Source organism: Reichenbachiella sp., from assembly GCF_965233835.1.
GTDB lineage: Bacteria > Bacteroidota > Bacteroidia > Cytophagales > Cyclobacteriaceae > Reichenbachiella.
Genome location: NZ_OZ247585.1, coordinates 1,190,670 through 1,214,369, shown reverse-complemented (window position 1 = coordinate 1,214,369; position 23,700 = coordinate 1,190,670). Strand labels below are relative to the sequence as shown.

Below are 23,700 nucleotides of genomic sequence, written 5' to 3'. Positions count from 1 at the left end.
TAGATTTGTGATTGGCTCGTCCACAAAAAATTGTTAAGCAACCCAATACTTACCCAATGAAATTTGAACGAAAGAAACTCACCAACCAACAACTTCTTTCATTTTACAAAAACTTATTACTTCCAAGGCTGATTGAAGAGAAAATGTTGATTTTGCTCCGTCAGGGAAAAATCAGCAAATGGTTTTCTGGCATGGGTCAAGAAGCCATCTCAGTCGGCTCTGCACTGGCTATGGAGGACGATGAATATATTCTTCCGATGCATCGAAACCTTGGAATCTTTACCACGAGAGACATCCCTTTACACAGATTATTTGCTCAGTTTCAGGGTAAAGCCAGTGGGTTTACTCAAGGAAGGGATCGTTCTTTTCATTTTGGTTCAAAGGAGCACAATTTGGTAGGGATGATTTCTCATCTCGGGCCTCAGCTGGGAATCGCTGATGGTATTGCATTAGCTCACAAGCTAAGAAAAAACAAAAAGTCCACGCTGGTGTTTAGTGGAGATGGAGGGGCCAGCGAAGGTGATTTTCATGAGGCGCTCAATGTGGCTTCTGTTTGGCAGCTACCTGTGATTTTTGTGGTGGAAAACAATTGTTGGGGGTTGAGCACGCCAAGCAATCAGCAATTTAATTTTGATTCATTCACTCAAAAGGGACCTGGTTACGGCATCCAAACCAAACAGGTAGACGGTAACAACCTTTTGGAAGTCTACCATGCCATTGCTGAAGCTTCTAAGTCCATGAAGAAGAAAAACGAGCCCTTCTTGATTGAGTGTATGACTTTTAGAATGAGAGGGCACGAAGAAGCCAGCGGAACCAAATATTATCCTAAAGGCCTTCAGGATAAGTGGTCAAAAAAGGATCCTGTGAGCAACTATGAAAAGTTCCTTCTCAAGGAAAAAGTACTCACCAAGAAACTCAAGGCAGAGATTGAAGCCGAAATAAAAAAGGCAATAGACAAAGGTTATAAAGAGGCCAATGAAGAGGGTGTGGTCGCTGTATCTTCAGAAAAGGAATTGAATGATCTTTTTTCACCTTTCGAGCAAAAGGTAATCGCTCCGAAATCAAAAAAACAATCGGATAAACGATTTGTCGATGCCATCTCAGATGGACTGCGTCAGAGCATGGAAAAGTACCCTGAAATGGTGCTCATGGGTCAGGACATTGGCAAGTATGGTGGTGTATTCAAAATCACAGAAGGCTTTGTGGGTCAGTTTGGGGAAGAAAGGGTTCGAAACACTCCGCTGTGTGAATCTGCCATTGTAGGCAGTGCTTTGGGTCTTTCTATTCAGGGAATAAAATCTATGGTAGAAATGCAGTTTGCCGATTTTGTCACCTGTGGATTCAACCAAATCATAAACAACCTGGCCAAAATTCATTGGAGATGGGGACAAAATGCAGATGTGGTAGTTCGTATGCCTACAGGAGCTGGAGTAGCCGCTGGTCCTTTTCACTCTCAATCCAATGAAGCCTGGTTTTTTCATACTCCTGGTTTAAAAATTGTCTACCCTTCCAGTCCATACGATGCCAAGGGACTATTGAATGCCGCAATTGAAGATCCGAATCCCTATTTGTTTTTTGAACACAAGGCACTGTACAGAGCGCTCTCGGAAGAAATTCCTGAGGATTACTATACAGTAGAAGTAGGTAAAGCCAAATTGACTCGAGAAGGTGCTGACCTATCCGTAATTACCTACGGCATGGGAGTACACTGGGCAAAAGAGATCATTGAAGAACTTGGCATAGACGCTGACATCTTAGACTTGAGAACATTGCTTCCTTGGGACCAAGAGGCAGTTGCTGCCACAGTCAAAAAAACCAACAAAGTAATTATCCTCCACGAAGATTGTTTGACTGGTGGAATAGGTGCCGAATTGGCTGCCTGGATCAGCGAATATCATTTTCAAGACCTTGATGCTCCAATCATGAGAGAGGGAAGCCTGGACACTCCAGTACCCTTCGCCGCTAATCTGGAACAGAATTTTTTACCTAAGGAACGTTTTAAAAACAAATTAAAAGCCCTTTTGGAATACTAAGACCCTAACTTTGTAGCCTCTATATTGAGTTCAACCTGGATTATGCAATAGGAATCGTAGTGAAGGCATAAATCGCAAAGAAAGAGGCACTTATATTGAGAAAGCATAGCATCGCTATGGTGATTCAACAAGTTTACGTTAAGTGCCTATTTCAAAGTGGTTTATGTCTGGAATAGATTTTCTATTGCATATTTCAGGTTCAATATATTTGTTAACTTCCCGTTTATATTGCGTAGAGAGGATATATGTTAAACAAACGCTGGTATGTTTTTTTGTTATTCGTTGGCCTAATACTGGTCTCGGCTCATACCTCCTATGCACAACTCTTGACGGATCGAAACAAGCTTAAGACCGCAAGAAGAGAGACCGGATTTCTTCAACACAAAAAGAAAGCAAAAATCAAAGGGCCAAGCGGTAAACACAAAACCGTCGCAGCTGGAAAAACCAAGTATTCCAAAGCTTCGAGCAAAGAAGGCTCAAGTCGTGGTGTAAATCCTAAATATTCTGTATTTACAGCAGGGCAATCAAAAGGCAGAAAAGTAAGCCCTCGATATTCTGTTGCCAATGCTGGACAGGTAAAAAGTCGAAATGTCAAACCACGATACTCGGTGGCCAATGCTGGCCAGGTGAAAGGCAAAAAGATTAATGTCAGATACACGCAGAGCCATGCTGGAGCTGATATGGATCGGAAGGTAAATCCAAGATACTCTGTACTTAATGCCGGTCAAGTGAAGGGTAAAAAGATTAACCCCAGATTTAGTGTAGCAAATGCTGGCAACGTAAAATCAAAAAAAATCACACCAAGATTCACTCAAACCAATGCTGGACAAGTGAAAGGCAGAAAGGTTAACCCAAGATATTCTGAATGGAAACAGGCAGGCAAGATAGTAGTCGTAAAACCAAGGTTCACCGTTCCACCAACCTACAGTAGGACTAAACCTGCCGGAAATAGAAAAAAAGGATTTCTCAGTGACTTCAACCTCTATAGAAAACCTGCCAAACACAAAGCGGGTCCAAATTCGCAATATGCCGGTGTGATGAAAAACAAATATCAGAAGCCCCTGGCTGTGGGTGATCACAATCAGAATATCAAGAGTTACACCAAGTTTTCCAGTCGAAACTTACGTTTCTCACCGAATGCTAAAATGGCCAACTATGAGCTGAAGACTAAGAAAAGACGAAAGAAGAATAGCATGCATCCGAGTGCTAATTATCTCTCAGCGAAATACTACAAGAGCAGAACCGTACGAACGACAAAAAGGAAGTTTAATGTAGTTTGGGTAAGAACCTTTGGGAACAAAATTCAACCTGACGCTGTTAAGAAGAAAACTAAAAAAGCAAAGTTCGATAAAGACGAAATCGACATTTGGAATAATTAATTATGAATTGGAATCAACTAACGGCTAAGGATCAAATAGATCAGATCAAAGCTAATTCTTCTAACCAACCTGTTCTTATTTTCAAACACAGTACCAGATGTAGTATCAGCTCTATGGCAGAAAACAGACTGGAAAGAGCATGGAATGCTGAAGAAATTCCATCGATGGACACCTATCATCTTGATTTAATACAGCATCGTGATATTTCGGATTATATAGCTACAACATTTAATGTAGCTCATGAGTCCCCGCAAGTTCTAATTATTGCTGATGGTGAATGCATTTACCATAATTCACATATGGGTATAGCTTATCACGAAATCAAAAGAATATTTGACGGGTTGGTAGCAGTTTAAATTAGTTCTCTTCTTTTTCTAGTGAACAAATCATGTGAGCCAATTTTTTGGCCTTCTTGCCATACATAAGATGTATGAGGTAAAAAGTAATTGGCAGGGCAATAATCATCCCTACAATAATTCCTATCCAAAAAGCATCGGGCTCCATCACATCATCATAAAACCCATGATTATTGAGATGATAGGCTGCCCAAATAGCAAGTAGAAGGATAATCACAGAGGCAATTTTGAGATGAGTCATAAATTGACCAATGATCTTTTGTACGCGGTACAGGTATTCCAACACAGAGGTGTCAATCGCCTCCTTTTTCAGATTCTTCCGAAGTCTTAGATAATATAGGTAGAATGCAAAATTGAAGAAGAGTGTACCAATACCCACAATCCATTCCTCTTCCCAGAATAATTCAATAGCTAATGATGATAGAATAATTAGGTTCAGGTGTTGTTCCCAGAAGAGGGTCTTCAAAAATCTTTGAATAACACCATGAGACCCTTTGCTTATCATTTGATCAACATCAGTGCTCGTGTACGCCTTGTCATTGGCCAGATCACCATCTTTCCAAATGTCCTTAATGTCCGAATCTTTCATCGATGATCTTTTTAAGTTGTGCCTTTACTCTATTCACTTTAGCTCCCACATTGGTTACAGTAATACCCAAGATTTCGGCCATTTCTTTATAGCTTTTTTCCTCCAGATATAGAAGAATTATCGCTCGATCAGATTCTCTCAAAAGCTTAATGGCCTTATAGAGTTCTTGTACTCTTTCCTCTTGCAGGGCACTGTCTTCGTCCACTACATCAGGAATTTCTCTGTTTTCAGTTGGAATGGTGCGTTTCTTACTTCTTAGTTGAGATAAGCAAACATTCAAACATACACGATATGTCCACGTACTCAATTTCGAAGCGCCACGAAAAGTATCAAATGAGCGCCATAATTGGACAATGCACTCTTGATAATAGTCATTGAAATCATCGGTACTATCCGTATAGATTCGACAGACCTTCGCAATAATGCGGTGATTGTTATCCAAGAATCCCTGAAAGTCAGATTTCATATACGATTGATTTCAAGAGAGTAGGTTGATACTAAAGGTGTTTTATTACAATCTCCCTTATTATTTTATTGGCATCCGTTCAAATGGCTTGTTTCTATCAAACAAATAGCGATAGGTATGATGTGTTTTTCCAATTTCTCCTCCTACTTGTTTCACCACCAAAATCATCTTTCGGTTAAAATCACCAATCCAGTTCATCTCCAAAATCGGATAGCGCTTGTAGTCCTTCTGAACCATCTGTGCCGTTGCCATTACTAAAGCACCGTCTAAACCCTTGCCCTGATGTGCTGGCGCCACACCAAAAACCAAACCAAGCATTTTTTTGTTGGTCTTTCTCCATTTATGCCATACGAATTTGAGCTTACCTATCAAATCCAGCTTTCCATTGACATATTTGAAGATTTGGTTTACCTCAGGCAAGTTCAAATAAAAAGCCACCGGCTCTCCTTTATAATAGGCAAACCAAATGATCTTCTCATCTATGATTGGCTTCATTTGCTTCATGATAGCCTGAGATTGTTCCTTGGACATCTCTGCTACGCCGTCATGATTGGCCCAAGCTACATTGTAGACCAGCCTAAAATCCTCAGTATATTTTTCCAGATTACTCAACTTCATGTGCTCGAAGGAGTAATCGGGATCTTTGTTTAGCACATCGGACTTTTCCATTATTCGGGGATGAAATGGATCAAAGGTGTTTCTTATAAAAGTGAATTGTTTGAAGTAAACCTGAAAGCCATAGTTTTCAAATAGCTCTTGATAGTAGGGAAAGTGATAGTTGCACTGATAGTTAGGTTCAATATCAAAGCCATCTACCAAAAGTCCCCACCATTTATCCCGATCGCCGAAATTGATCGGTCCATCCATAGCCTCCATGCCCTGCGACTTTAGCCAATCTTTTGCCACATCAAAAAGCAAATTGGCTGCGGCCTGATCATTAATACATTCGAAGAATCCTGTACCACCAGTGGGTTGGTCATTGTCTTTACTCTTAGTTTTGTCATTGACAAAAGCGGCAATTCTACCTATAGCCCTTCCATTCTTTTTCAGCAACCAACGTCTGCAAACGCCCCATTTAAACGTTTTGTTTTTTTCGGTATCAAATACAGCACGTACGTCTTTATCCAGCGGACGAATCCAATTTTTTTCACCTTTGTACAAACCCACAGCCATCTCTACAAACTCCTGCTCTTCTCGCTTACTTTTTACCTCTATCAATTCCATGCCCTAAACTTAAGCACACCTGTGGGTATTGGCAATATTTGATCGACCAAGAAAAAAAATATAGTGACATTGGAAAAAAATTCAACCTTTTTATTCCAAGACTTTGGAAAAGATAAAAAGCAGTTTACTTTTGCAGACCATTACAAAATGGTCCGTTCGTCTAGGGGTTAGGACGCCAGGTTTTCATCCTGGTAACAGGGGTTCGATTCCCCTACGGACTACAAAAGATTGGGACGCTAGTCGTTCCTTTTTTTATGACAAGTAATGGTCCGTTCGTCTAGGGGTTAGGACGCCAGGTTTTCATCCTGGTAACAGGGGTTCGATTCCCCTACGGACTACAAAAGGAGGCTCAAAAGGCTTCCTTTTTTTGTATCCATATTTTTCTCATAATCGGTGTCGAGAAGAACGCCATAAATCATACCGGATAAAATTGCTAATCAATTGTACTGACTCTTGCTACGCGGTCCATTCATCTAGGAGTTAGGATCCTAGTCGGCCGCGCAGGTTTTCATTCTGATAGCATGGGCGGTTGGCCGATGCCATCGATTCCCCTGCGGGCTACAATTGAAGCTACTCGTTTGAGTGGCTTTTTTATTGTAATAATCACAATAATGCGTTGGCCTTCGTCCCCCGCGTCCAGACCCCTCTTTAAAACCTTTCACCGAAAGCTTTCTTTACGATCGGTCCTCCTACGGACTACAAATGCTCAGCTTGTGCTGAGCATTTTTTGTTTGTGCTATAAATGAGCTAGTTTGCCAGCTGCAAAAATTTACTCCCACTAAAAACCGAACAATGAATAAGGTAAAATATTATTTGCTCATAGCGATGACATTACTCGTTGCTCCTAATCTATTTGCACAAGAAGGAACAGAAGCTGTCGAACCTGATAGTGCTATGATTGCCGAGTTTGTTGCTTATGCCAAAGAAGCTTATCGGATGGATTCATTATTGAATTATCAATATGGTAAAATCAAGTTATCTGATGGACTAGCGACTTTGACTCTGGACAGCACTTTTAAATACCTGAATCCAACTGAAACAAAAAAGATTCTCGAAGAAGCATGGGGCAATCCTCCACAGGACAATTTGGGTATGATCTTCCCTGATTCTATCAATCCATATATGTTTGACGGATGGGGCGTGATCGTATCCTATGTTGAAGATGGGTACATTGAAGATGATGACGCAGCATCAATAGACTATGACGGGCTTATGGATTCTATGAAGGAAGACATGGAGGAAGAAAACGAATTGCGCAAAGAAATGGGTTATGGGAGCTACCAAATTATTGGATGGGCCGAAACCCCATACTATGATGCTCAGGAAAAGAAGTTGTATTGGGCAAAAAATCTGTTTTTCGAAGGCTCAGAAGAAAATACACTGAACTACGATATCAGAATATTAGGAAGAAATGGGTATTTACAAATGAATGCTGTGGCTGGGCTTGCCCAGCTGAAACCTGTTAAAACCAGCATGCAGAATCTTCTCGCCAGGGTACAGTTTTCAGAAGGTAATACGTATTTTGATTTCGACCCTGAAGTTGATGAAGTTGCGGCTTATGGTATCGGCGCGCTCGTGGCGGGCAAGCTCGCCGCTAAGGCAGGCTTCTTTAAAGTAATTGGCATATTTCTGGCCAAATTTTGGAAATTCATTCTGATTGGCGGTGGAGCAATCATCGCATTTGTAAAGAAGACATTCTTCAGTGGACCTGCAGAACAAAAAGAAGACATGACGCAGACGCAATCTGAGGCCTAGTCATAAAATATGATGTGCAGAAAAAAAGGAAGCCTCTGGGCTTCCTTTTTTTCTGCACATCAAAATTATAGATAGCCAAAAGCAATTCATTTGGTGCTTACAATTCTGGGCCCTTCCAGATTTTCATCCTGGTGGCGGACGGTTAGCCATTGCAACGTTTACCCGATGTCGTCGACATTCCCTGGTAAAGGACTCGCTATGTAGTGGAATCATTCAAACAAAGTGGTGTAGATCACCTCAGCAGCTACCTGACTCCCTTCAAGAGAAGGGTGATGTTGATCGGGGTCATAGTAAGAATAGTCATCCGTTTTATCAATGTATTCCTTCCAAGCACTACCAACAGGACACAAAATGGCATCCATTCCTGAGGCAGCATCTCGATAGTTTTTTATCACCTCATTAAACCTATGGTAATTATTAATAGAAGGCCACGTCATGAAAAATGCCAACTTTGAGTTTTTCTGATCACATATTTCTTTTATTTTTCTTCCATACTTAATCATATTACTCCTGCCATTTAAGCTGGCCGAAGTGCCTTCTTGTATTACTACAAAATCAAAAAGACCTGTTGCTATTTCTTTCTGTAGGATTCCATTATTCCAGTGCCTCTCCAGTGTATATCCACCCGTAGTAACAGACCTAACTCCAATATCTACCTCATGTTTTTTTCCTTCAATTACCACTAACCCTGGAAGATCATTGTAAATGGTGAGGCTATTCCCAACAAACAAAATGTTATAGTCTGTCTCTGAGAGATCAGGGCCATCAGCTATAGATATGTTAGGATTGGCTTTCGAAGAAGCATTTGAAATTGGCTCAGGATCATCCTTGCAGCCGGCTAAGCTTATAATAAACTGTAGGATAAAGAGAATGATCCACTTTTGGTTGGTTACTGTCATTTCCTTTTTTCTTGTCTTGATCCTAACATTAATACTATGTAAAACCCTTACAAAAAGTGAAGTACAACCCCAAAATCTGTAATTTTAGTCTGTTATCATTGGTTAAACAAACTCTCAACAATTACCACTGCGGCCACCTGGCTTCCTTTTAAGGATGGATGAAAACCGTCTGCTCCATAATAAGAGAAATCACCTGTCGTATCGAAGTGCTGCTTCCAAACACGGCCAACGGGGCAAAGCAAAGTTTTATTAATGGCTGCTGCGTCCTCATGATTTTTGATCACGCCATCAAAAGTATGGTAATAAGTTTGAGAAGGCCAAACCATGTAATAAGCCATTTTAGCTCCGTGCTTTTCACATAGATCGTTGATCAGTTTCCCATATTCAATGAGTACCTCTCGACCGAAAGCCTGCGAAGATGGTCCCTGTTGCACCACAACAAAATCAAATTGCCCAGCAGCAATTTCCTTTTGGATCACACCATCATTCCAGTGATCAATCAAGGCATAGTTACCTCTGGTTACGGACTTAACACCAATATCGGCTCCATTTTCTTTACCCAATTGTCTCACTAACCCTGGTAAATCATTGGAATACGTGAGGCTGTTGCCGATAAACAAGATATTGGCATCTGTAAGGTTCAGATTTGAATCATCAGAGTAATCAATAATGGGATTAGAAGGTTGCGTGGGACTAGGGAGTTCCTCAGAGTCGTCGGCACAACTGGTTATGCTCACACAAAACAATATAGCCAAAGCAGCTATAGCAAACTTGTAATTTTTCATCGTTGAATAATTTGTTAGTTAACTAATAAGCTCTTCGGTTGTATTCTTAACAACTGTTTGTCCCAGCCCCCTAACTCCACTCCGAAAAAGGCAACCATTTCTACAGCAAGGGGTCTTTGTTCTGCTGAATTGCATTATCCTCTTGGATTTGTGACATCTTTTGACATTCTCAAACATCGATTGAAACAAATTGAACTGGAAAAAAGCTAAACCATCGTTTCTTTGACCAAACGCTAAACTCATGATCAAAAACTATCTACTCATTGCCCTCCGCAACTTGCTGAAAAACAAAAATTATGTAATAATCAACACCCTAGGTCTAGGCATAGCCATGGCCTGCTGCCTCACAGCCTATATCCTAGTAGCCTTCAATATTGAATTCGACGACTTTCATGATGATGAAAAAGTAAGCAACATATTCCGTGTACATTCTCATGTAGTCATCAATGGATCAGATTTCAGGCAGGCAGTTAGTACGCCTTCTCCCGTGGGACCCATGGCAGCTGAAGATATTGCCGGAATAAAAAGTTTCGTGCGCTTTGCCGGAAGTCAGGGAGGAGGAGCAAGTGTGAGTTACATCAACGAAGCTACCCAAACCAACAATACTTTCGGTGAATATATCACCTATGCAGATAGCGCCTTTTTCGATTTTTTTGATTTTCCACTTATTGCTGGAGATCACAAGGCATTTAAAAGTTTGCATAGCATTTTTCTAAGTAAACGAATTGCGGAAAAGTATTTTGGAGATGAGGATCCAATAGGTAAAGTATTGACCTTAAGTTTTGCACGAGGTGTAGTGAAAAAAGCAACTGTAGGAGGCGTATTGGACAAAGTTCCGGTAAATAACTCCTTGTACATACCTATGCTGATGCGCTTTGAACACTTTAAAGAAATGCGGGCATTGGATCAGTCGCCCTGGGGAGATTGGAATGTACCAGCCACTTTCTTCGAACTGGAAGATCCAAAAAAAGCTAATGAATTAGCTTCCTATTTTGACAAATACCTTCCTCAAAGAAATGAAGCGTTTAAGGAACAAGTGGTTGAAAAAGTAACACTGGAGCCTTTTAAATCTAAGATTGATCCGACTACCCTAACCTGGTCTTATGTAAACAATATGATCGAAATAGAACCACTTCTGGTCTTTATCATTCTGGCATCGATGATCATGCTGATAGCCTGCTTCAACCTTACCAATACATCCATCTCGATGTTGGCCTATAGGCTTAAGGAAATTGGTGTAAGAAAATCTCTCGGCGCCAATAAACGCCAAATCACCACTCAGTTCTTGCTGGAAACGGTCATCATGGCACTGCTAGCACTAATGGCTGGTTATTTAATGTCGACTATTATCGTTCCAGAATTTACGGCTATGTGGGATTTGCCTTATGGCATTAAGGATCTGAGTTCACTAAACCTTACCATGACCTTGCTCCTGCTAGTAGTCATTACTGCTGTACTGGCCGGCATCTATCCAGCCCTAGTCAGTTCAAAACTCAACACCACTACCCTGTTAAAAGGGAAGGTTCAAATCAGAGGTTCAAATTTTATAACCCGATCCTTAGTTTCCATACAGTTTGCTATTTCTGTGATGGTTCTTATCGGTGGGGTGGTCTTTATTCAAAATGCCAAATTTCAAGAAAATATTGATTTTGGCTATCAAAAGGATCAACTCATGCTTGTCGATATCAAAAGTGAGAAAGAATATGAAGCCCTAGCCGCCAAGGCTAGACTCAATCCAAAAGTGCAAGAAGTAGGCGCTACAGAACATCAAATAGGATACAGCACTTATCCAAATCCAATCTCCTTTCAAGGTGAAGAAGTGGAAGTCAGGCATTTAGAATTTGGTGAAAATTATTTCGAAAGCATGAATTTCAGTTTTATTCAAGGTAGGCCACTAGATCATAGCAAGGCCAATGATTTCAACGAAGGAGCCGTAGTGAGCCGACAGTTTTTGAAAACACTAAACATCCAAGGTGATCCTATTGGTCAATATGTTACGATACGGGAGCGGAAGAAAAAGATCGTGGGAGTAATCGAGGATTTTGTGGACAATGTATTTAGATCCAAAGAGCCCGAACCATACATTTTCTACGCCACCGTAGGAGAACGATGGAGAAACATGATAGTAAGAGCCGAAGCTAAGGATCTCGCTGAGATCAATGACTACCTTGAACAGCAGTGGAAACAGATGTACCCAACCAAACCTTATTCCAGCCATTTTCAGGAAGACATCTTGCTGGCGGAAAGCAATCAGACTAACGGCAATCTGAAAAAGATCTTCCTTTTTCTCACTATCCTGGGTGGATTATTGTCGGCATCAGGTATATACTCCCTGGCTTCACTAAACATCGCCAGACGAACCAAAGAATTGGGTATTAGAAAAGCATTGGGAGCCACCATGCAAAGCATCCTCGTTTTACTCAACAAAGAATTTGTAAATATTTTAGTGATCGCTGGTCTACTTGGCAGCGTAGGTGGTTACTATGGCACGGCCTGGATTTTGGATTTGATTTATGCCTTTCATATTCCGATAAAACTAACCCCGGTCGTGCTTAGTGCCTTCACCATATTTTTAATCGGCATGGCCACCACAAGCATTACTATCTATCGTGGTGCCAGAGCAAACCCTGCAGATACATTGCGTAATGAATAGAGTAATAAACCTTAACAAATGTTTTACTTTTATTAGCGTAAATAAACCACGCAAATGACCAAAGAAGTTCGAGCCTTATTTCTAATTCTCATCATTACTGTAGCTCCGCTCTTGGTCTATGCCTTTCTTCAGGTTAGGTCTCTTGATGATGACGAACAATTGGCGGCCGCAGCTTATGAAAAGCAGCTGGATGTCATTCTGTTTTCTCTCAATCAATATGCCGATGACATGATGAACAGGTGGATGCGGCAACTGGCGGATCAGCAAAACACACTGGAAGAGAATGTGAGGCAACTCATCATCGGTAATGAGTCCATTCAGATGCTGGTATTACGAAATACTGAAACCAAGCAAGACAGCATATATGCCAATGATTACGTGGAAATAAATGACAGTACCTACCAAAAAGTGGCAGACTGGTATGATCGCAAAGATTCTGTGATCAATCGACTGTCTGAATATTTGGCCGCAGGTTTTCAAAAAATTCAACCAGCCGACGATTGGCAAACCATATCGGGGCTTCGTCCGGATCAGACTGGTGTTACTGTGATGGTTTATAATGAAGATTCTGTTTTATACAACGCACTTTTCATTTTAGAAAAAAAATTCTGGGTCGAGCAGATTTTGGGTCTTCAGATGCAGAAAATAGACCAAGATCAGTTCACTATAGCCGTAGGCAACTGGCACAAAGAAACCCAACAGTCCCCCTATCTATTTTATCAAACCACACTATTTAGCTTAAAAAAGAAATTTATTAGAAGGAATCTATGGATTTTGCCAAATACCTATCTCTATATTCAATCCAAAGGCAAGAGCTATACCGATTTGATCCAAAACCGATCCCGTGAGAATCTTTACTTCTTACTTTTTTCGGTAATGGTCGTATTAATAGGAGCATTCCTAATGATCCGAAACATCAAAAACACACTAAAGGTGGCGCAGCTAAAGTCCGATTTTGTGTCCAACGTATCTCACGAAATACGGACTCCCCTTTCGCTCATTCGCATGTATGCAGAAACGCTGATGCTGGGCAGGGTTCCTTCTGAAGAGAAGAAAAAGCAATACTATTCGACTATTCATCATGAATCGGGTAGACTAACCTTCCTTGTTAACAACATCCTGGATTTTTCCAGAATTGAAGGCAACCGAAAAACTTATCGATTTGAAAAAAGTGAACTGAATACATTGACGAGCAGAATTCACGAAAACTTCAGTCATTATTTTTTGGAGCACCAGGTAAACTGCAACCTCAAACTATCCCAGTCACCACTATTCATTTCGGTAGACGAACAGGCCTTCGAAGAAGCCTTGTCCAACTTGATTGAAAATGCTGTGAAGTACGGCAATGGCCAAGAGGAAATTGAACTTACTACTTTTGAATCCAACGGGTTTGCTTGCTGCAGAGTGAAAGACAACGGCATTGGTATTTCTAACTCCGCACAGAACCATATATTCGACAAATTTTATCGAGTAGAAGGGGCACTAACGCAAAAAACAAAAGGAACTGGGCTTGGACTAAGTCTGGTCAAGCACATTATGGAATCACATCAAGGTGAAGTGGTTGTGGATTCCACACCTCATAAGGGCAGTACATTTACTTTGAAATTTCCAATAATTAAACAAAATCGTGAATGATGAATAAGATATTAGTAGTAGATGATGAACCTGCGATGCGTGAAGGTCTGGCTGATAATCTATTGTTCGAAGGATATGAAGTAGATCAGGCAGAAGATGGAAAAGTAGCACTTCAAAAGGTGCAAGAGCAATCCTATGATTTGATTGTATTGGATGTGATGATGCCCGAACTCTCAGGTTTTGATGTGTGCAAGAAATTGAGAATGGACGGTAACAAAGTACCCGTCATACTGCTCACTGCCAAAGGTGAAGAAATTGATCGTGTGTTGGGGCTAGAACTAGGAGCTGATGATTACATCACCAAACCTTTTAGCTTAAGGGAACTACTGGCCAGAGTCAAAGCTGTTTTGAGAAGAACGCAAGGCGCAGTAAATACTTCCACTCAACAATTCGAAAAAATCGGACTGATGGAAGTAGACTTCAAAAATTTTATTGCCAGAGTTGATCAACAGGAGGTAAAACTGTCGCACAGAGAATTTGAAGTATTGAAGTTTTTGAAGGATCATCAACAAGAAATTGTGAGTAGGGACGAACTACTAAAAAACATTTGGAAGTATGATGAGTTCCCCACTACCCGAACGGTCGATAATTTTATTTTAAGACTACGACAAAAGGTAGAAACGAACCCTAATGACCCAAAAATTATCTTGACCGTGCATGGCATGGGATACAAAATGATCGGAGCTTGAGCATTTGACATCTTGTGACATCTGTTTACCCGCTGGTGACACACGGTAACATGAGGGAGTGTTATTTTGAATTATTCAATAACATAAAACTCAAAACAATGAAAACGCTATTACTTATTATCACTACACTTGGATATGCCTTGAGTCCAGTTCACGCACAAGGTTTTGAAACAGTGGAAACAAAGTTCAGAGGAAAACCAATTATTCAAATGACACTAAACAACAAAAAGACGTGGGTACTGCTGGATACTGGTTCAGAATTCACTGTACTGGATACGGGGGCACAAAAAAAGTATGGTTTTCATACGAGCTCGTCAAGCACGGGACGATTTAATATATCCGGCTTAAGTTCAACGAACAATAGGCTGATGGAAACTTCTCAAGCAACATTTAAATACGGTCATATAAAGCTGAAGGGACCGTCGTATGCTTTCGACCTTTCTACCGTAGTCCAATCAATCCAACTACGAACAGGTAAGAAAATATCTGCGATTGTAGGCACACACATGATGAGAAATCACGGATTTGTCATAGATATGAGTACTGGAACAGCTTCTATCAAGGTAAAAACAAAGAAGAAAAGGGGAGAACGTAAGTTTGAATCGGAAGAGATTATTATTGCAAAAAATGCCAATTCAAAAAGATGATCAAGTTGAATAACATATATCCGGCTCTATTATCCGTCTTGATTATCGTTCTGTGCGGATCAAGAGATCTACAGGCTCAGAAAAATGACCACCGAGATAAAGAGCCCAGTTTTTGGGAACTCCTATTCGACGATTTTTTTGATCATTATGAAGAGCATCCCGTTCAGAATAAGTTTGAAAACAACTATCGTGTAATCGATCTGGAAAAGTCTTGGAAATTTCAAATTGGCAATGAAAATAAATGGGCAGACCCTTCATACAACGATGACTCCTGGGTAAATATAAAAGTACCTGGAGATTGGGAAAACGATGGATTCCATGGCTATGATGGTTTTGCCTGGTATCGGGTGCATTTCGATGGTCGCGCTTTGAGACCAAACGAAGCTCACTATCTTATGCTTGGCTTCATCGACGATGTGGACGAGACCTTTTTGAATGGCACATTGGTGGGGAAAACGGGAGACTTCCCACCTAGATTTCGAACGGGTTATAATTCTGATCGTGCCTATTTTATTGGCAACGAACTCATCAATTTTGAAGGAGACAATGTCATAGCCGTGAAGGTCTACGACGAATATCAGAATGGTGGAATTGTGAAGGGCAAACCAGGGGTATATGTTTCTGGTGGAAGCGAGGAACTACTTCAAAATCTGTATGGCCCATGGAGGTTTACCAAATCAAATAAAAAGTACTTCAACGAGGCCAATTTGGACGACGAAAACTGGGATGTAGTTCTGGTGCCCTCTTATTGGGACAACCAAGGCTATCGCTCACTAGATGGTACGGCTTGGTATCGCAAAACGTTCGAACTCAGTTTTAAACCTGAAAATGGAGAATCCTATTACCTCACACTTGGAAGGATTGATGATTTCGATGTCACCTACCTCAATGGGCAGAAAATAGGTGAGACAAATGATGAAGGACATTTTGGCCAAAGTAGATCGTACCAAAAAATCCGTGTTTACCCCATTCCAAAAGGACTATTGAATAAAAATGGCAAGAACACAATTGCCGTGAAGGTAAAGGACATTGGTCTGGAAGGCGGCATCTATTCCGGCCCCGTGGGAATTGTCTCAGAAAAGGACGTGACCAGAATGATTAGGGACAGGAGGTGATTACGAGTGCTTTTCTAATAAAGACCTTATCAAAAAGATAAGATCTTTTACAATTTCATTTCTATTCCTGCCGCAAGCTCTTAACAGGGTTCGCACGCGCTGCACGAATAGATTGACTACCAACCACTATTATAACTACCAGTAGTGTAGAAATAAACGCAATGGCAAAAATTCCCCAACCTAGTGGAGTACGATAACTAAAGTTGGTCAACCAAGTTTGGGCGAAGTAGTAGGCTAAAGGTATGCTGATCATATTGGATAGCAATACAAGCTTCACAAACTTGACCGTCATCAACTGCATCACATCAAAGACTGAAGAGCCTAACACCTTCCTCACTGCAATCTCTTTTGTTTTGTCTTTCAGCCGAATATTGGCAATAGAAAACATACCTATAAAGGCAATAAAAAATGAAAGAAAGGTCAAACCAAGCATCAATTGGCTTAGCACATTTTCTTCTTGAAGTAAGTCCTCATACACTTGATCTAGGAAAAAAGACTCAAGGGGGGCATCACCGGATAACGTTCTCCATTCGCTCTCAATGGCCATTAGGGTCTCCTGTATGTTGCTGCCTGAAATGCTTAAATTTATAAAATCAAGCGGCTCATCTCGATAGAAAAATGCAAAGGGCTTCGTTTCGATTTTCATATCCGTAAACTGAAAATCTTTGAGCACACCCACAATGGTTCCGTAGATGATAGAGTCCTCCATGGTTGTGATTGGTAACGTTTGACCTATCTGATCAGTCGTTAAACCCAGCTCCTTACTTGCAGTTTCATTCACCATCATCGTCCAGCCTTCTTTATCAGTTGGTCTGTCAGTAGAAAACGACCTACCGCTGGTCAGTTGCAAACCCATGGTCTGAATAAAATCGGCATCTATGACCATATAATTCATCACAAATGGATCTGGATAACCAACTCTCGTCGTCCAATTCAATTGACCTAAAACACCATTAGCATTTCCTACATTTTGCACTCCAGGAATGTTCAATATTTTGTTTTTAAAAGTGGTATAGTTTCCGACGGCTTCACCATTCTCTATCACTAATACTTGATTGGGATCAAAGCCTTTATCAGCCTGTTGCATATAGGTTAACTGTTGATGGACGACCAACGCCGCCAGAATCATTAGGGCGGAAATAGAAAATTGAAGCACTAATAACGTACTTCTAATCTTCTTGATTGATGTACCTGAATGGCCTCTTATTCCCTTTACTGCAAGCGCAACCTGGAATGCTGTTAAATGATAAGCTGGAAAAATACCTGACAACAAACCTACTATGAGAACTACGACACCTACGGAAAACATAAATATAATTCCCTGCCCATCGAGCAGTGTCAGTTGTTTATCCAACATGGCATTCAGCTGCACGAAAGCCAATTCTGTGAGTACGAAACCAGCGACCAAAGCGATTGCCGCCGTCAGAAATGTCTCTACCATAAACTGACTAACTAGAGCAGAACGATGAGCTCCAAAGACTTTTCGTACACCCACTTCTTTAAATCGGCGGACGGACTGAGCAATGGTCAGGTTGATATAGTTAAGGCAAGACACAAAAAGTACAAACAGCCCAAGACCTCCAAAGATGTAAATGTTATTGATGTCACCATTGGCCTCTAGTTCCCATTTCAGGTGTGACTTCAAATGTATGTCTGTTAATGGTTGGGTGTAAATTTTATTGTAGTGCTCCTCTCCCTCCTCTTGATAACTTTCGTAAAATGGTTGAAGCTTAGTCTCAAAAGCGCTCATATCCACGCCCTCATTCATTCTGATATAGGTATAGTAGTTGTACCATCCCCAGTTTTGTTCTAGCCCATCAAAGTCGAGCTTAGTTAAAAAATCAAAATGAAAATGTGACTCCTCAGGAAGGTTATCAAGCACTCCGGATATTTGATAGGTTTTATTTTCATCACCCATCAGTATTATTTTTTCTCCCAGTACATTTTCCCTTCCAAAATATTTTAAGGCCACTTTTTTTGAAATAACCATTTGGTCAGGGGCATTCAAAGCTGACTTTGAGTCGCCATGTAGAAAAGGAAAAGTAAAAACCGTGAAAAATGTGGAGTCAGTTCGGAGGAAATCTGTTTCGAAAAACTGCCGACCATCTTCAGTTTTCAACCTAAACTGGCCACCCCATGAAGGAAACAAACGCACGGTTGAATGTACTTCAGGAAAGTCTCTTTTCAATGCAGGTGCCAATGCTGGAGGGGTGGTTGCGTCAGGCAATCGATTCCCCTTACTATCCACAAAGTCTATGGGCACACGATAGATGTTCTCTGCCTTCTCATGAAATCTATCGTATTTGAGTTCAGAATATATGTATGCAGCAATGAAAGTAAAACAGGCAATTCCAACCGATAAGCTTATAATATTAAGAAACGCACTGGTTTTGTGTTTCACCAGATTACGCCTGGCGAATTTGAAGTAGTTAAAAATCATGATTGTGTTTTTTGAGTTTTGACCATCGATGGCAAACGGGCGAAGAAAATTGAACACTTGAATCCAATAAAACAGATGCGCCCGCCACCGAGGCATATCAATAGTTTCTTCAAAATATATTTCATGGAGGTCCCCTTTGATCTCCTCCAACAGCTCTTTTTTACAAAACCATCTCAGAAATCGATCAGCTATTTGGGGAGGAAATGATTGCTTAGATGACTTCATAACTGAGTGCCTTCCATGCTACATCGGGGATTTGATTCCATAGTTGATTGCGCAGATCACGATTGATTTCCAATGCTTTTTTTCCGCTGGCTGTGATTTGAAAAAGACGTTTTCGTCTCCCTCCTCGGACGTGGGTTTCATCTGCCAACTTCGATACCAGAAAGCCTTTGCTTTCCAATCTATTCAAGGCAGAATGAATAGCCCCCAACACAACCTTACGACCTATTTGAGACTCTATTTCTTGCCTTACATTCACACCATAAGCATTTGGAAACAGCAATCCAACCACTAGCAATACTACTTCTTCAAACTCTCCTAATTGGGTTCCTTTCATAACATTACAACTATCAATTTATACAAATGTATAAATTGTTTAATCAAATCCTACAAATATGAATATTGAATGTTACATATGCCCCTGGTCAATGTGCGCTGGCCATTTTGAATGTTCCTTGAATCATATCATCTTGCAGGCATAACACGAGCAAAAAACCAATGACCTATTACCGGACGTTAATCACTATCTTATTCTTTTTTGTAACTACTTTTCTCTTGGGTCAAGCTGATGAGTCTGATACTTGGCTGAGTCAGGGAAATGAATTATTTGAAGAGCTAAACTATTCAAAAGCCATTCAGTCTTATCAAAAGTCGTGGGATAGAAATAAAAATGAGTCAGCGCTTTGGGGACTAGCCAAATCCAAGTTCGAATTGGGCAATCAATACCAATTCAATAACAAAGCTGAAAAGGCGCAAATAGAATACAAAGATGCACTCAACCTAGCCGAACAACTGACGACCATAAACAGTAACCAGCCGGATTACCTCCTTTTCAGGGGCATGATGTATCTGTACAACAACAGAGCCGAAAGCGCATCATTAGATTTCGAAGATGCCAGATCAAAGTTTCCATCTTCAGGCCGAGCCTATTACTACTTATGGACTCAGCTGCCTATAGAGGCAGCCAACAAGGTAGAACACGAATATGTGCAAAAGGCATTTTCCCTAGACCCCAATTTGTTTGAATTGCATCAGGAATTAGGAGCCTACTATACTAGCCTAAGTCAGGCCGATCAAGCTATCAATCACTACGAAAAAGCTTTGGCCATCTCACCCAAAAACTACAAGGCGAATTTCGCCCTAGGGCAGGTCTATTGGGCCTTAGGTGATTTGCAAAAAATGAGAACTCACTTCCAGCAGAGTCTAGATTATTTTCCAGACTTCGGATATGCTAAGATGCTTTTAGCTGGAGTAGAACTGATGAGTTCAAATACGCCGGCAGCCATTTCTTTGATCAAAGACGCGTTGAAAGACAATCCAGCCACCGAGCAATACTTGACCTCATACATTCAAAACTATCCTGAATTAGCCAATTACAACTTTAAGGAAACCAATGATGAATCACCCATTGATGCCCAGGGCTATCCTAAATATTATATGCAAGCAGTAGGCCTGGCTCAGGCCTACGACTTTTTTAGTGCCATCGATTTACTTCATCAATCCAATGACCTTTATGGTCAGTATGCCTTAGCTCAGCCAGCCTGGCAGGCCTCTATTCTATCCTGGCTTACCCACTGTTACAGAGAAATTGGCAACTATGGCGCTGCGGCACAAATTGGCAAACAAGCCCTTGATTTGGCTATAAAAAATAATCTGGCAACAGACCAAGCTAGTCTGGCAGCAAATCTTTCTATGGTGTACTATACCTGGGGAGATTACCCCAAAACAATTGAGTATGCAAAAGCTTCTTTGACCTTTCTAAATAAAAACAACCAGTCTGCTCAATTGTATGATGCCTATATCAATATGGGCAGCTATTATCGCAAATGGGGTCAGGCTGACAGCGCTGTTTACTACCACAAAATGGCGCTCGGTGAAATCTCTGGTTCTTCAGAATTAAAATATGTGCTGGCACAAAAAGAATTGGCGATTTCCTTAGTTGCACTTAATAAAGTTGACTCCGCGAGGATAGTAATTGAGCAAATGAACAAAACCAGAGAAGTATATTCTTTCTCTGATCAGGACGCGGTACTAGATTTAGGTAGCGCCGAAGTTTACTATGCACAGGGAGAGTATGAAAAAGCTTGGGACTTTATTTCAAAAGCCTTTACACATTTTTCCAAACTAGAAGAAATATCGCCTAATCACCCATCGATTATTCCTTTTCTCGAGAATTACATTGGACTAGCAATAAATCTTGAAATGAACGACTTAGCCAATGGAAATTATCAGGCGCTTAACAACAAATTAATCAACCAAATTTTCACTTATTTCCCAGCCATGAGCGAAAATGGGAAATTGTTGTTTTATAGAGATGTGAAAAGGCATTTCGAATCCTTCAATTCATATGCACTTAACCAATCTGAGTTTGACCAAAACACGTTGAACCAAGTGCTAGAAAATCAATTGTTGCTCAAAGGATTGTTATTCAATGACCAAGTGAAGATCCAAAACGCTATCATGAAGTCAGATGACAAGGCGTTAAAAACCACTTTTCAAGACCTTATGGATAAGAAAAACTTGCTCGCCAGATCAGTATCCTTGTCGCCCGAAGAAATGAATAATCGTGGAGTCGATGCGCAAAATATTCAACACGAAATTGACAGCCTTCAAATCCAATTGCAACTTATGGGCATGGCGCCTTCTAGTTCGGTCTACGAACCAGAATTAATTCAAAAAGTATTACAGGCACTTAAACCAGGAGAGGCGGCCATTGAAATGATCAGATTCAGAACCTATGATTTTACCAATGGAGGTAAGTTTACCGAACAGATAAATTACCTCGCCATGATTCTTAAGGGCGGGAGCACTGAGGTTAACTTTATCCGTATAAAAAACGGAAACGAGCTTGAAGGGAAGAAGTATCAGGCATATAGTAATGCTGTTTCCTATGAGCTGGATGACCGCAAATCGTACGATGTCTATTGGAAAGCCATTGCTGATGAACTTTCGGGGATAGATCGTGTATATCTATCTGGAGACGGTGTGTACCATAAAATCAATGTTAATACGCTATTAAACCCAACGACCAATCAATTTGTTATTGATGAAATGGACGTCCGTTTAGTTACAAGTACGCGCGACTTGCTCAAAGCTAACTCGCTCCTACCTACTCGAGGTGAAATTCTTTTAGTTGGTTTTCCTACCTATCATTTGGGAGCAGGAGTATCCACTTCCAAATCGAGTCCACATCAAAAGACCATTGCAACACGTGCGTTTACCAACATAGAGAATCTGGAGCCGCTGCCAGGCACTTACTCTGAAGTCACGACTATCGAGTCCATTCTGGACGAAACTAAATGGAAAACAAAAGTGCTAACCGGGGAAGACGCACTTGAGGAAAGGATAAAGGAATTGGAGAACACTACCATTCTGCACATCGCCACCCATGGTTACTTCGAAGAAACCAGCCCTAAAGACAATCCCCTCTTTTACTCCGGTCTATTTCTCAGTGGTGCTTCCAGCAAATATCAGAACCAGTCAGAACAAGGTGAAGATGGAATTCTTACGGCCTATGAAGCCATGCACCTCAACCTAAATGAAACGCAAATGGTAGTTCTTTCTGCCTGTGAAACTGGAATGGGACATATAGAAAATGGTCAGGGTGTTTACGGGTTGCAACGTGCATTTTTGATAGCAGGAAGTAAGTCAGTGGTCATGAGTTTCTGGAAAGTTAATGACCAAACCACAATGGATTTGATGATTAATTTTTATCAAAACCTAAGCACCACGAAAGACAAACACCTGGCTTTCAGAAATGCTCAACTTCAACTAAAAGAAAAACACCCTAATCCAAAATACTGGGGCGCTTTTAACATAGTGGGAAGGTAACGACCTTGGTGATTCAATCCCTTATTTTAATGTTCAAGGCCTGTTCTATAAAGGTGTGTAATTCAATCATTTGTTTACGTCCCATTTTTTGACCAAAATAAGAAACTATATAGAGGGTAAGGAAAACAACTGTTAATATAGGTACTGCCCAGAGTATCTTGGCTGATTGACCTAAGGACCAATTGCTATATCCTACCACGAGAACCACTAAAGCGGCAAATCCTATAATGGAGTAGAATAGCACGAACATGGTCCAGACCTCTGGTCTTGGACCATACAGCCCTCTCAAGACACTTCCAGTCTCTGAAGATTCAAAACTTAAACCTAGCTGTGGCGACCAATAATGTTGATCCTTTTTAGGTAGAGAAAATGTAGCATGGCCATCGATTAGTGTACCATGTATTCCTGTAGCACCTGCCTCTATTCCTGCCTTCAATTGGTTAGCAATTTCTTCTGGTGTCTGAAGCAGATTGACCTTAAATCTCGGTCGAATTTGAAAATGTGAATGGGATTCACTCATTATCTATCACGGAATCAATCAGGTCTACATGGTGGCCAACTTTAATACTTTGTCCAGCAAGTCCTGTTTTTCGAATGGTTTGACAAGGTATTCTAGTATACCAATCTCCTTGGCCTCTCGCTGAGCAATATCCTGTCCTACAGCACTAATCATGATTACCTTAGCCTTGAAATCAACATCATTCAACTCATCCATAACATCTAATCCAAACATATCAGGCAACACGTTATCCAACGTAATGATTTCGGGCTTTAGAATAAGAGCTAATTTGATGGCATCTTCACCATTGGCAGCCTCCCCTATCACCTCATAACCACCCTCCTCCAATATATTCTTAATGGTCTCTCTTTGAAATTTCGAATCGTCTACTACTAATACTGTTGTCATGTGGAATGTTATTTAGCTGCTGGAAGTACAACTAAATATAATCAATGAATTGATGCTGACCCAATGCAGGCAAAT

General features: G+C 40.8%; 19 protein-coding genes and 2 tRNA genes. 12 read left to right on the top strand and 9 right to left on the bottom strand.

From position 1 onward, the window contains the following. The first annotated feature begins 56 nt into the window (after window positions 1–56). From ACO6S2_RS05200 to ytxJ, 3 genes are all read left to right on the top strand, one after another. Window positions 57–2,033 carry an alpha-ketoacid dehydrogenase subunit alpha/beta gene (locus ACO6S2_RS05200; RefSeq protein ID WP_422361457.1) on the top strand — a complete coding sequence of 659 codons (1,977 nt, stop codon included), beginning with the start codon at window positions 57–59 and terminating at the stop codon, window positions 2,031–2,033. Between the two features lie 245 nt (window positions 2,034–2,278). Beyond that, window positions 2,279–3,412 (top strand): hypothetical protein, encoded by a 1,134-nt coding sequence (locus ACO6S2_RS05195; protein ID WP_422361456.1) that lies wholly within the window; start codon window positions 2,279–2,281, stop codon window positions 3,410–3,412. Window positions 3,413–3,414: 2 nt separating this feature from the next. Next, window positions 3,415–3,768, top strand: a complete 354-nt coding sequence (gene ytxJ, locus ACO6S2_RS05190; RefSeq protein WP_422361455.1) for a bacillithiol system redox-active protein YtxJ — start codon at window positions 3,415–3,417, stop codon at window positions 3,766–3,768. 1 nt (window position 3,769) lies between these two features. Here ytxJ and ACO6S2_RS05185 read toward each other — a convergent pair whose 3' ends face one another. The 3 genes from ACO6S2_RS05185 to ACO6S2_RS05175 are packed head-to-tail and all read right to left on the bottom strand — an operon-like array spanning window position 3,770 to window position 6,047. Further along, window positions 3,770–4,357 (bottom strand): hypothetical protein, encoded by a 588-nt coding sequence (locus ACO6S2_RS05185; protein ID WP_422361454.1) that lies wholly within the window; start codon window positions 4,355–4,357, stop codon window positions 3,770–3,772. Beyond that, window positions 4,338–4,823: an RNA polymerase sigma factor gene (locus tag ACO6S2_RS05180; protein WP_318173195.1), complete on the bottom strand. Its 486-nt coding sequence runs from the start codon at window positions 4,821–4,823 to the stop codon at window positions 4,338–4,340. The genes ACO6S2_RS05185 and ACO6S2_RS05180 overlap by 20 nt, the downstream gene beginning before the upstream one ends. Window positions 4,824–4,883: 60 nt before the next feature. After that, a complete protein-coding gene (locus ACO6S2_RS05175; RefSeq protein ID WP_422361453.1) occupies window positions 4,884–6,047 on the bottom strand; it encodes a hypothetical protein in 1,164 nt (387 codons plus the stop codon). Window positions 6,048–6,196: 149 nt separating this feature from the next. Between ACO6S2_RS05175 and ACO6S2_RS05170 the strand changes: the two genes are divergently transcribed. From ACO6S2_RS05170 to ACO6S2_RS05160, 3 genes are all read left to right on the top strand, one after another. Then, a tRNA-Glu gene (locus tag ACO6S2_RS05170) sits at window positions 6,197–6,268 on the top strand. Between the two features lie 45 nt (window positions 6,269–6,313). Beyond that, window positions 6,314–6,385: transfer RNA gene (locus ACO6S2_RS05165), tRNA-Glu, on the top strand. Between the two features lie 454 nt (window positions 6,386–6,839). Continuing rightward, window positions 6,840–7,802, top strand: coding sequence for a DUF2167 domain-containing protein (locus tag ACO6S2_RS05160; RefSeq protein WP_422361452.1), 963 nt, complete (start codon window positions 6,840–6,842; stop codon window positions 7,800–7,802). 209 nt (window positions 7,803–8,011) lie between these two features. Here ACO6S2_RS05160 and ACO6S2_RS05155 read toward each other — a convergent pair whose 3' ends face one another. Together ACO6S2_RS05155 and ACO6S2_RS05150 are read right to left on the bottom strand one after the other, a co-directional pair. Beyond that, window positions 8,012–8,701: a hypothetical protein gene (locus ACO6S2_RS05155; protein WP_422361451.1), complete on the bottom strand. Its 690-nt coding sequence runs from the start codon at window positions 8,699–8,701 to the stop codon at window positions 8,012–8,014. 95 nt (window positions 8,702–8,796) lie between these two features. Further along, window positions 8,797–9,486, bottom strand: a complete 690-nt coding sequence (locus tag ACO6S2_RS05150; protein ID WP_422361450.1) for an SGNH/GDSL hydrolase family protein — start codon at window positions 9,484–9,486, stop codon at window positions 8,797–8,799. A gap of 241 nt (window positions 9,487–9,727) precedes the next feature. Between ACO6S2_RS05150 and ACO6S2_RS05145 the strand changes: the two genes are divergently transcribed. From ACO6S2_RS05145 to ACO6S2_RS05125, 5 genes are all read left to right on the top strand, one after another. Further along, on the top strand, window positions 9,728–12,139 hold the full coding sequence (locus ACO6S2_RS05145; RefSeq protein WP_422361449.1) for an ABC transporter permease: 2,412 nt from the start codon (window positions 9,728–9,730) through the stop codon (window positions 12,137–12,139). Between the two features lie 54 nt (window positions 12,140–12,193). Further along, window positions 12,194–13,774, top strand: coding sequence for a sensor histidine kinase (locus ACO6S2_RS05140; RefSeq protein ID WP_422361448.1), 1,581 nt, complete (start codon window positions 12,194–12,196; stop codon window positions 13,772–13,774). Then, window positions 13,771–14,463 carry a response regulator transcription factor gene (locus tag ACO6S2_RS05135; protein WP_422361447.1) on the top strand — a complete coding sequence of 231 codons (693 nt, stop codon included), beginning with the start codon at window positions 13,771–13,773 and terminating at the stop codon, window positions 14,461–14,463. Before ACO6S2_RS05140 ends, ACO6S2_RS05135 begins: the two co-directional genes overlap by 4 nt. A gap of 98 nt (window positions 14,464–14,561) precedes the next feature. Continuing rightward, window positions 14,562–15,110 carry an aspartyl protease family protein gene (locus tag ACO6S2_RS05130; RefSeq protein WP_422361446.1) on the top strand — a complete coding sequence of 183 codons (549 nt, stop codon included), beginning with the start codon at window positions 14,562–14,564 and terminating at the stop codon, window positions 15,108–15,110. Further along, a complete protein-coding gene (locus ACO6S2_RS05125) occupies window positions 15,107–16,225 on the top strand; it encodes a beta galactosidase jelly roll domain-containing protein (RefSeq protein WP_422361445.1) in 1,119 nt (372 codons plus the stop codon). The genes ACO6S2_RS05130 and ACO6S2_RS05125 overlap by 4 nt, the downstream gene beginning before the upstream one ends. Before the next feature lie 61 nt (window positions 16,226–16,286). Here the strand turns inward: ACO6S2_RS05125 and ACO6S2_RS05120 are convergent, their stop codons facing one another. Continuing rightward, on the bottom strand, window positions 16,287–18,890 hold the full coding sequence (locus tag ACO6S2_RS05120) for an ABC transporter permease (protein WP_422361444.1): 2,604 nt from the start codon (window positions 18,888–18,890) through the stop codon (window positions 16,287–16,289). Further along, the gene (locus tag ACO6S2_RS05115) at window positions 18,877–19,224 is read right to left on the bottom strand and encodes a PadR family transcriptional regulator (RefSeq protein WP_422361443.1); all 348 of its coding nucleotides are present in this window, start codon (window positions 19,222–19,224) and stop codon (window positions 18,877–18,879) included. The genes ACO6S2_RS05120 and ACO6S2_RS05115 overlap by 14 nt, the downstream gene beginning before the upstream one ends. 161 nt (window positions 19,225–19,385) lie before the next feature. Here ACO6S2_RS05115 and ACO6S2_RS05110 point away from each other — a divergent pair, with 161 nt between their 5' ends. Further along, window positions 19,386–22,718: a CHAT domain-containing protein gene (locus ACO6S2_RS05110; RefSeq protein ID WP_422361442.1), complete on the top strand. Its 3,333-nt coding sequence runs from the start codon at window positions 19,386–19,388 to the stop codon at window positions 22,716–22,718. 13 nt (window positions 22,719–22,731) lie between these two features. Here the strand turns inward: ACO6S2_RS05110 and ACO6S2_RS05105 are convergent, their stop codons facing one another. Both ACO6S2_RS05105 and ACO6S2_RS05100 read right to left on the bottom strand, forming a co-directional pair. Beyond that, window positions 22,732–23,238, bottom strand: coding sequence for a hypothetical protein (locus tag ACO6S2_RS05105; RefSeq protein ID WP_422361441.1), 507 nt, complete (start codon window positions 23,236–23,238; stop codon window positions 22,732–22,734). Window positions 23,239–23,262: 24 nt separating this feature from the next. Then, on the bottom strand, window positions 23,263–23,625 hold the full coding sequence (locus ACO6S2_RS05100) for a response regulator (RefSeq protein ID WP_422361440.1): 363 nt from the start codon (window positions 23,623–23,625) through the stop codon (window positions 23,263–23,265). Window positions 23,626–23,700 lie beyond the last annotated feature (75 nt).

Coding starts and splice junctions, on each gene's coding strand:
- ACO6S2_RS05200 (WP_422361457.1), top strand. CDS start 57: ATGAAATTTGAACGAAAGAAACTCACCAACCAACAACTTCTTTCATTT.
- ACO6S2_RS05195 (WP_422361456.1), top strand. CDS start 2,279: ATGTTAAACAAACGCTGGTATGTTTTTTTGTTATTCGTTGGCCTAATA.
- ytxJ (WP_422361455.1), top strand. CDS start 3,415: ATGAATTGGAATCAACTAACGGCTAAGGATCAAATAGATCAGATCAAA.
- ACO6S2_RS05185 (WP_422361454.1), bottom strand. CDS start 4,357: ATGAAAGATTCGGACATTAAGGACATTTGGAAAGATGGTGATCTGGCC.
- ACO6S2_RS05180 (WP_318173195.1), bottom strand. CDS start 4,823: ATGAAATCTGACTTTCAGGGATTCTTGGATAACAATCACCGCATTATT.
- ACO6S2_RS05175 (WP_422361453.1), bottom strand. CDS start 6,047: ATGGAATTGATAGAGGTAAAAAGTAAGCGAGAAGAGCAGGAGTTTGTA.
- ACO6S2_RS05160 (WP_422361452.1), top strand. CDS start 6,840: ATGAATAAGGTAAAATATTATTTGCTCATAGCGATGACATTACTCGTT.
- ACO6S2_RS05155 (WP_422361451.1), bottom strand. CDS start 8,701: ATGACAGTAACCAACCAAAAGTGGATCATTCTCTTTATCCTACAGTTT.
- ACO6S2_RS05150 (WP_422361450.1), bottom strand. CDS start 9,486: ATGAAAAATTACAAGTTTGCTATAGCTGCTTTGGCTATATTGTTTTGT.
- ACO6S2_RS05145 (WP_422361449.1), top strand. CDS start 9,728: ATGATCAAAAACTATCTACTCATTGCCCTCCGCAACTTGCTGAAAAAC.
- ACO6S2_RS05140 (WP_422361448.1), top strand. CDS start 12,194: ATGACCAAAGAAGTTCGAGCCTTATTTCTAATTCTCATCATTACTGTA.
- ACO6S2_RS05135 (WP_422361447.1), top strand. CDS start 13,771: ATGATGAATAAGATATTAGTAGTAGATGATGAACCTGCGATGCGTGAA.
- ACO6S2_RS05130 (WP_422361446.1), top strand. CDS start 14,562: ATGAAAACGCTATTACTTATTATCACTACACTTGGATATGCCTTGAGT.
- ACO6S2_RS05125 (WP_422361445.1), top strand. CDS start 15,107: ATGATCAAGTTGAATAACATATATCCGGCTCTATTATCCGTCTTGATT.
- ACO6S2_RS05120 (WP_422361444.1), bottom strand. CDS start 18,890: ATGAAGTCATCTAAGCAATCATTTCCTCCCCAAATAGCTGATCGATTT.
- ACO6S2_RS05115 (WP_422361443.1), bottom strand. CDS start 19,224: ATGAAAGGAACCCAATTAGGAGAGTTTGAAGAAGTAGTATTGCTAGTG.
- ACO6S2_RS05110 (WP_422361442.1), top strand. CDS start 19,386: ATGACCTATTACCGGACGTTAATCACTATCTTATTCTTTTTTGTAACT.
- ACO6S2_RS05105 (WP_422361441.1), bottom strand. CDS start 23,238: ATGAGTGAATCCCATTCACATTTTCAAATTCGACCGAGATTTAAGGTC.
- ACO6S2_RS05100 (WP_422361440.1), bottom strand. CDS start 23,625: ATGACAACAGTATTAGTAGTAGACGATTCGAAATTTCAAAGAGAGACC.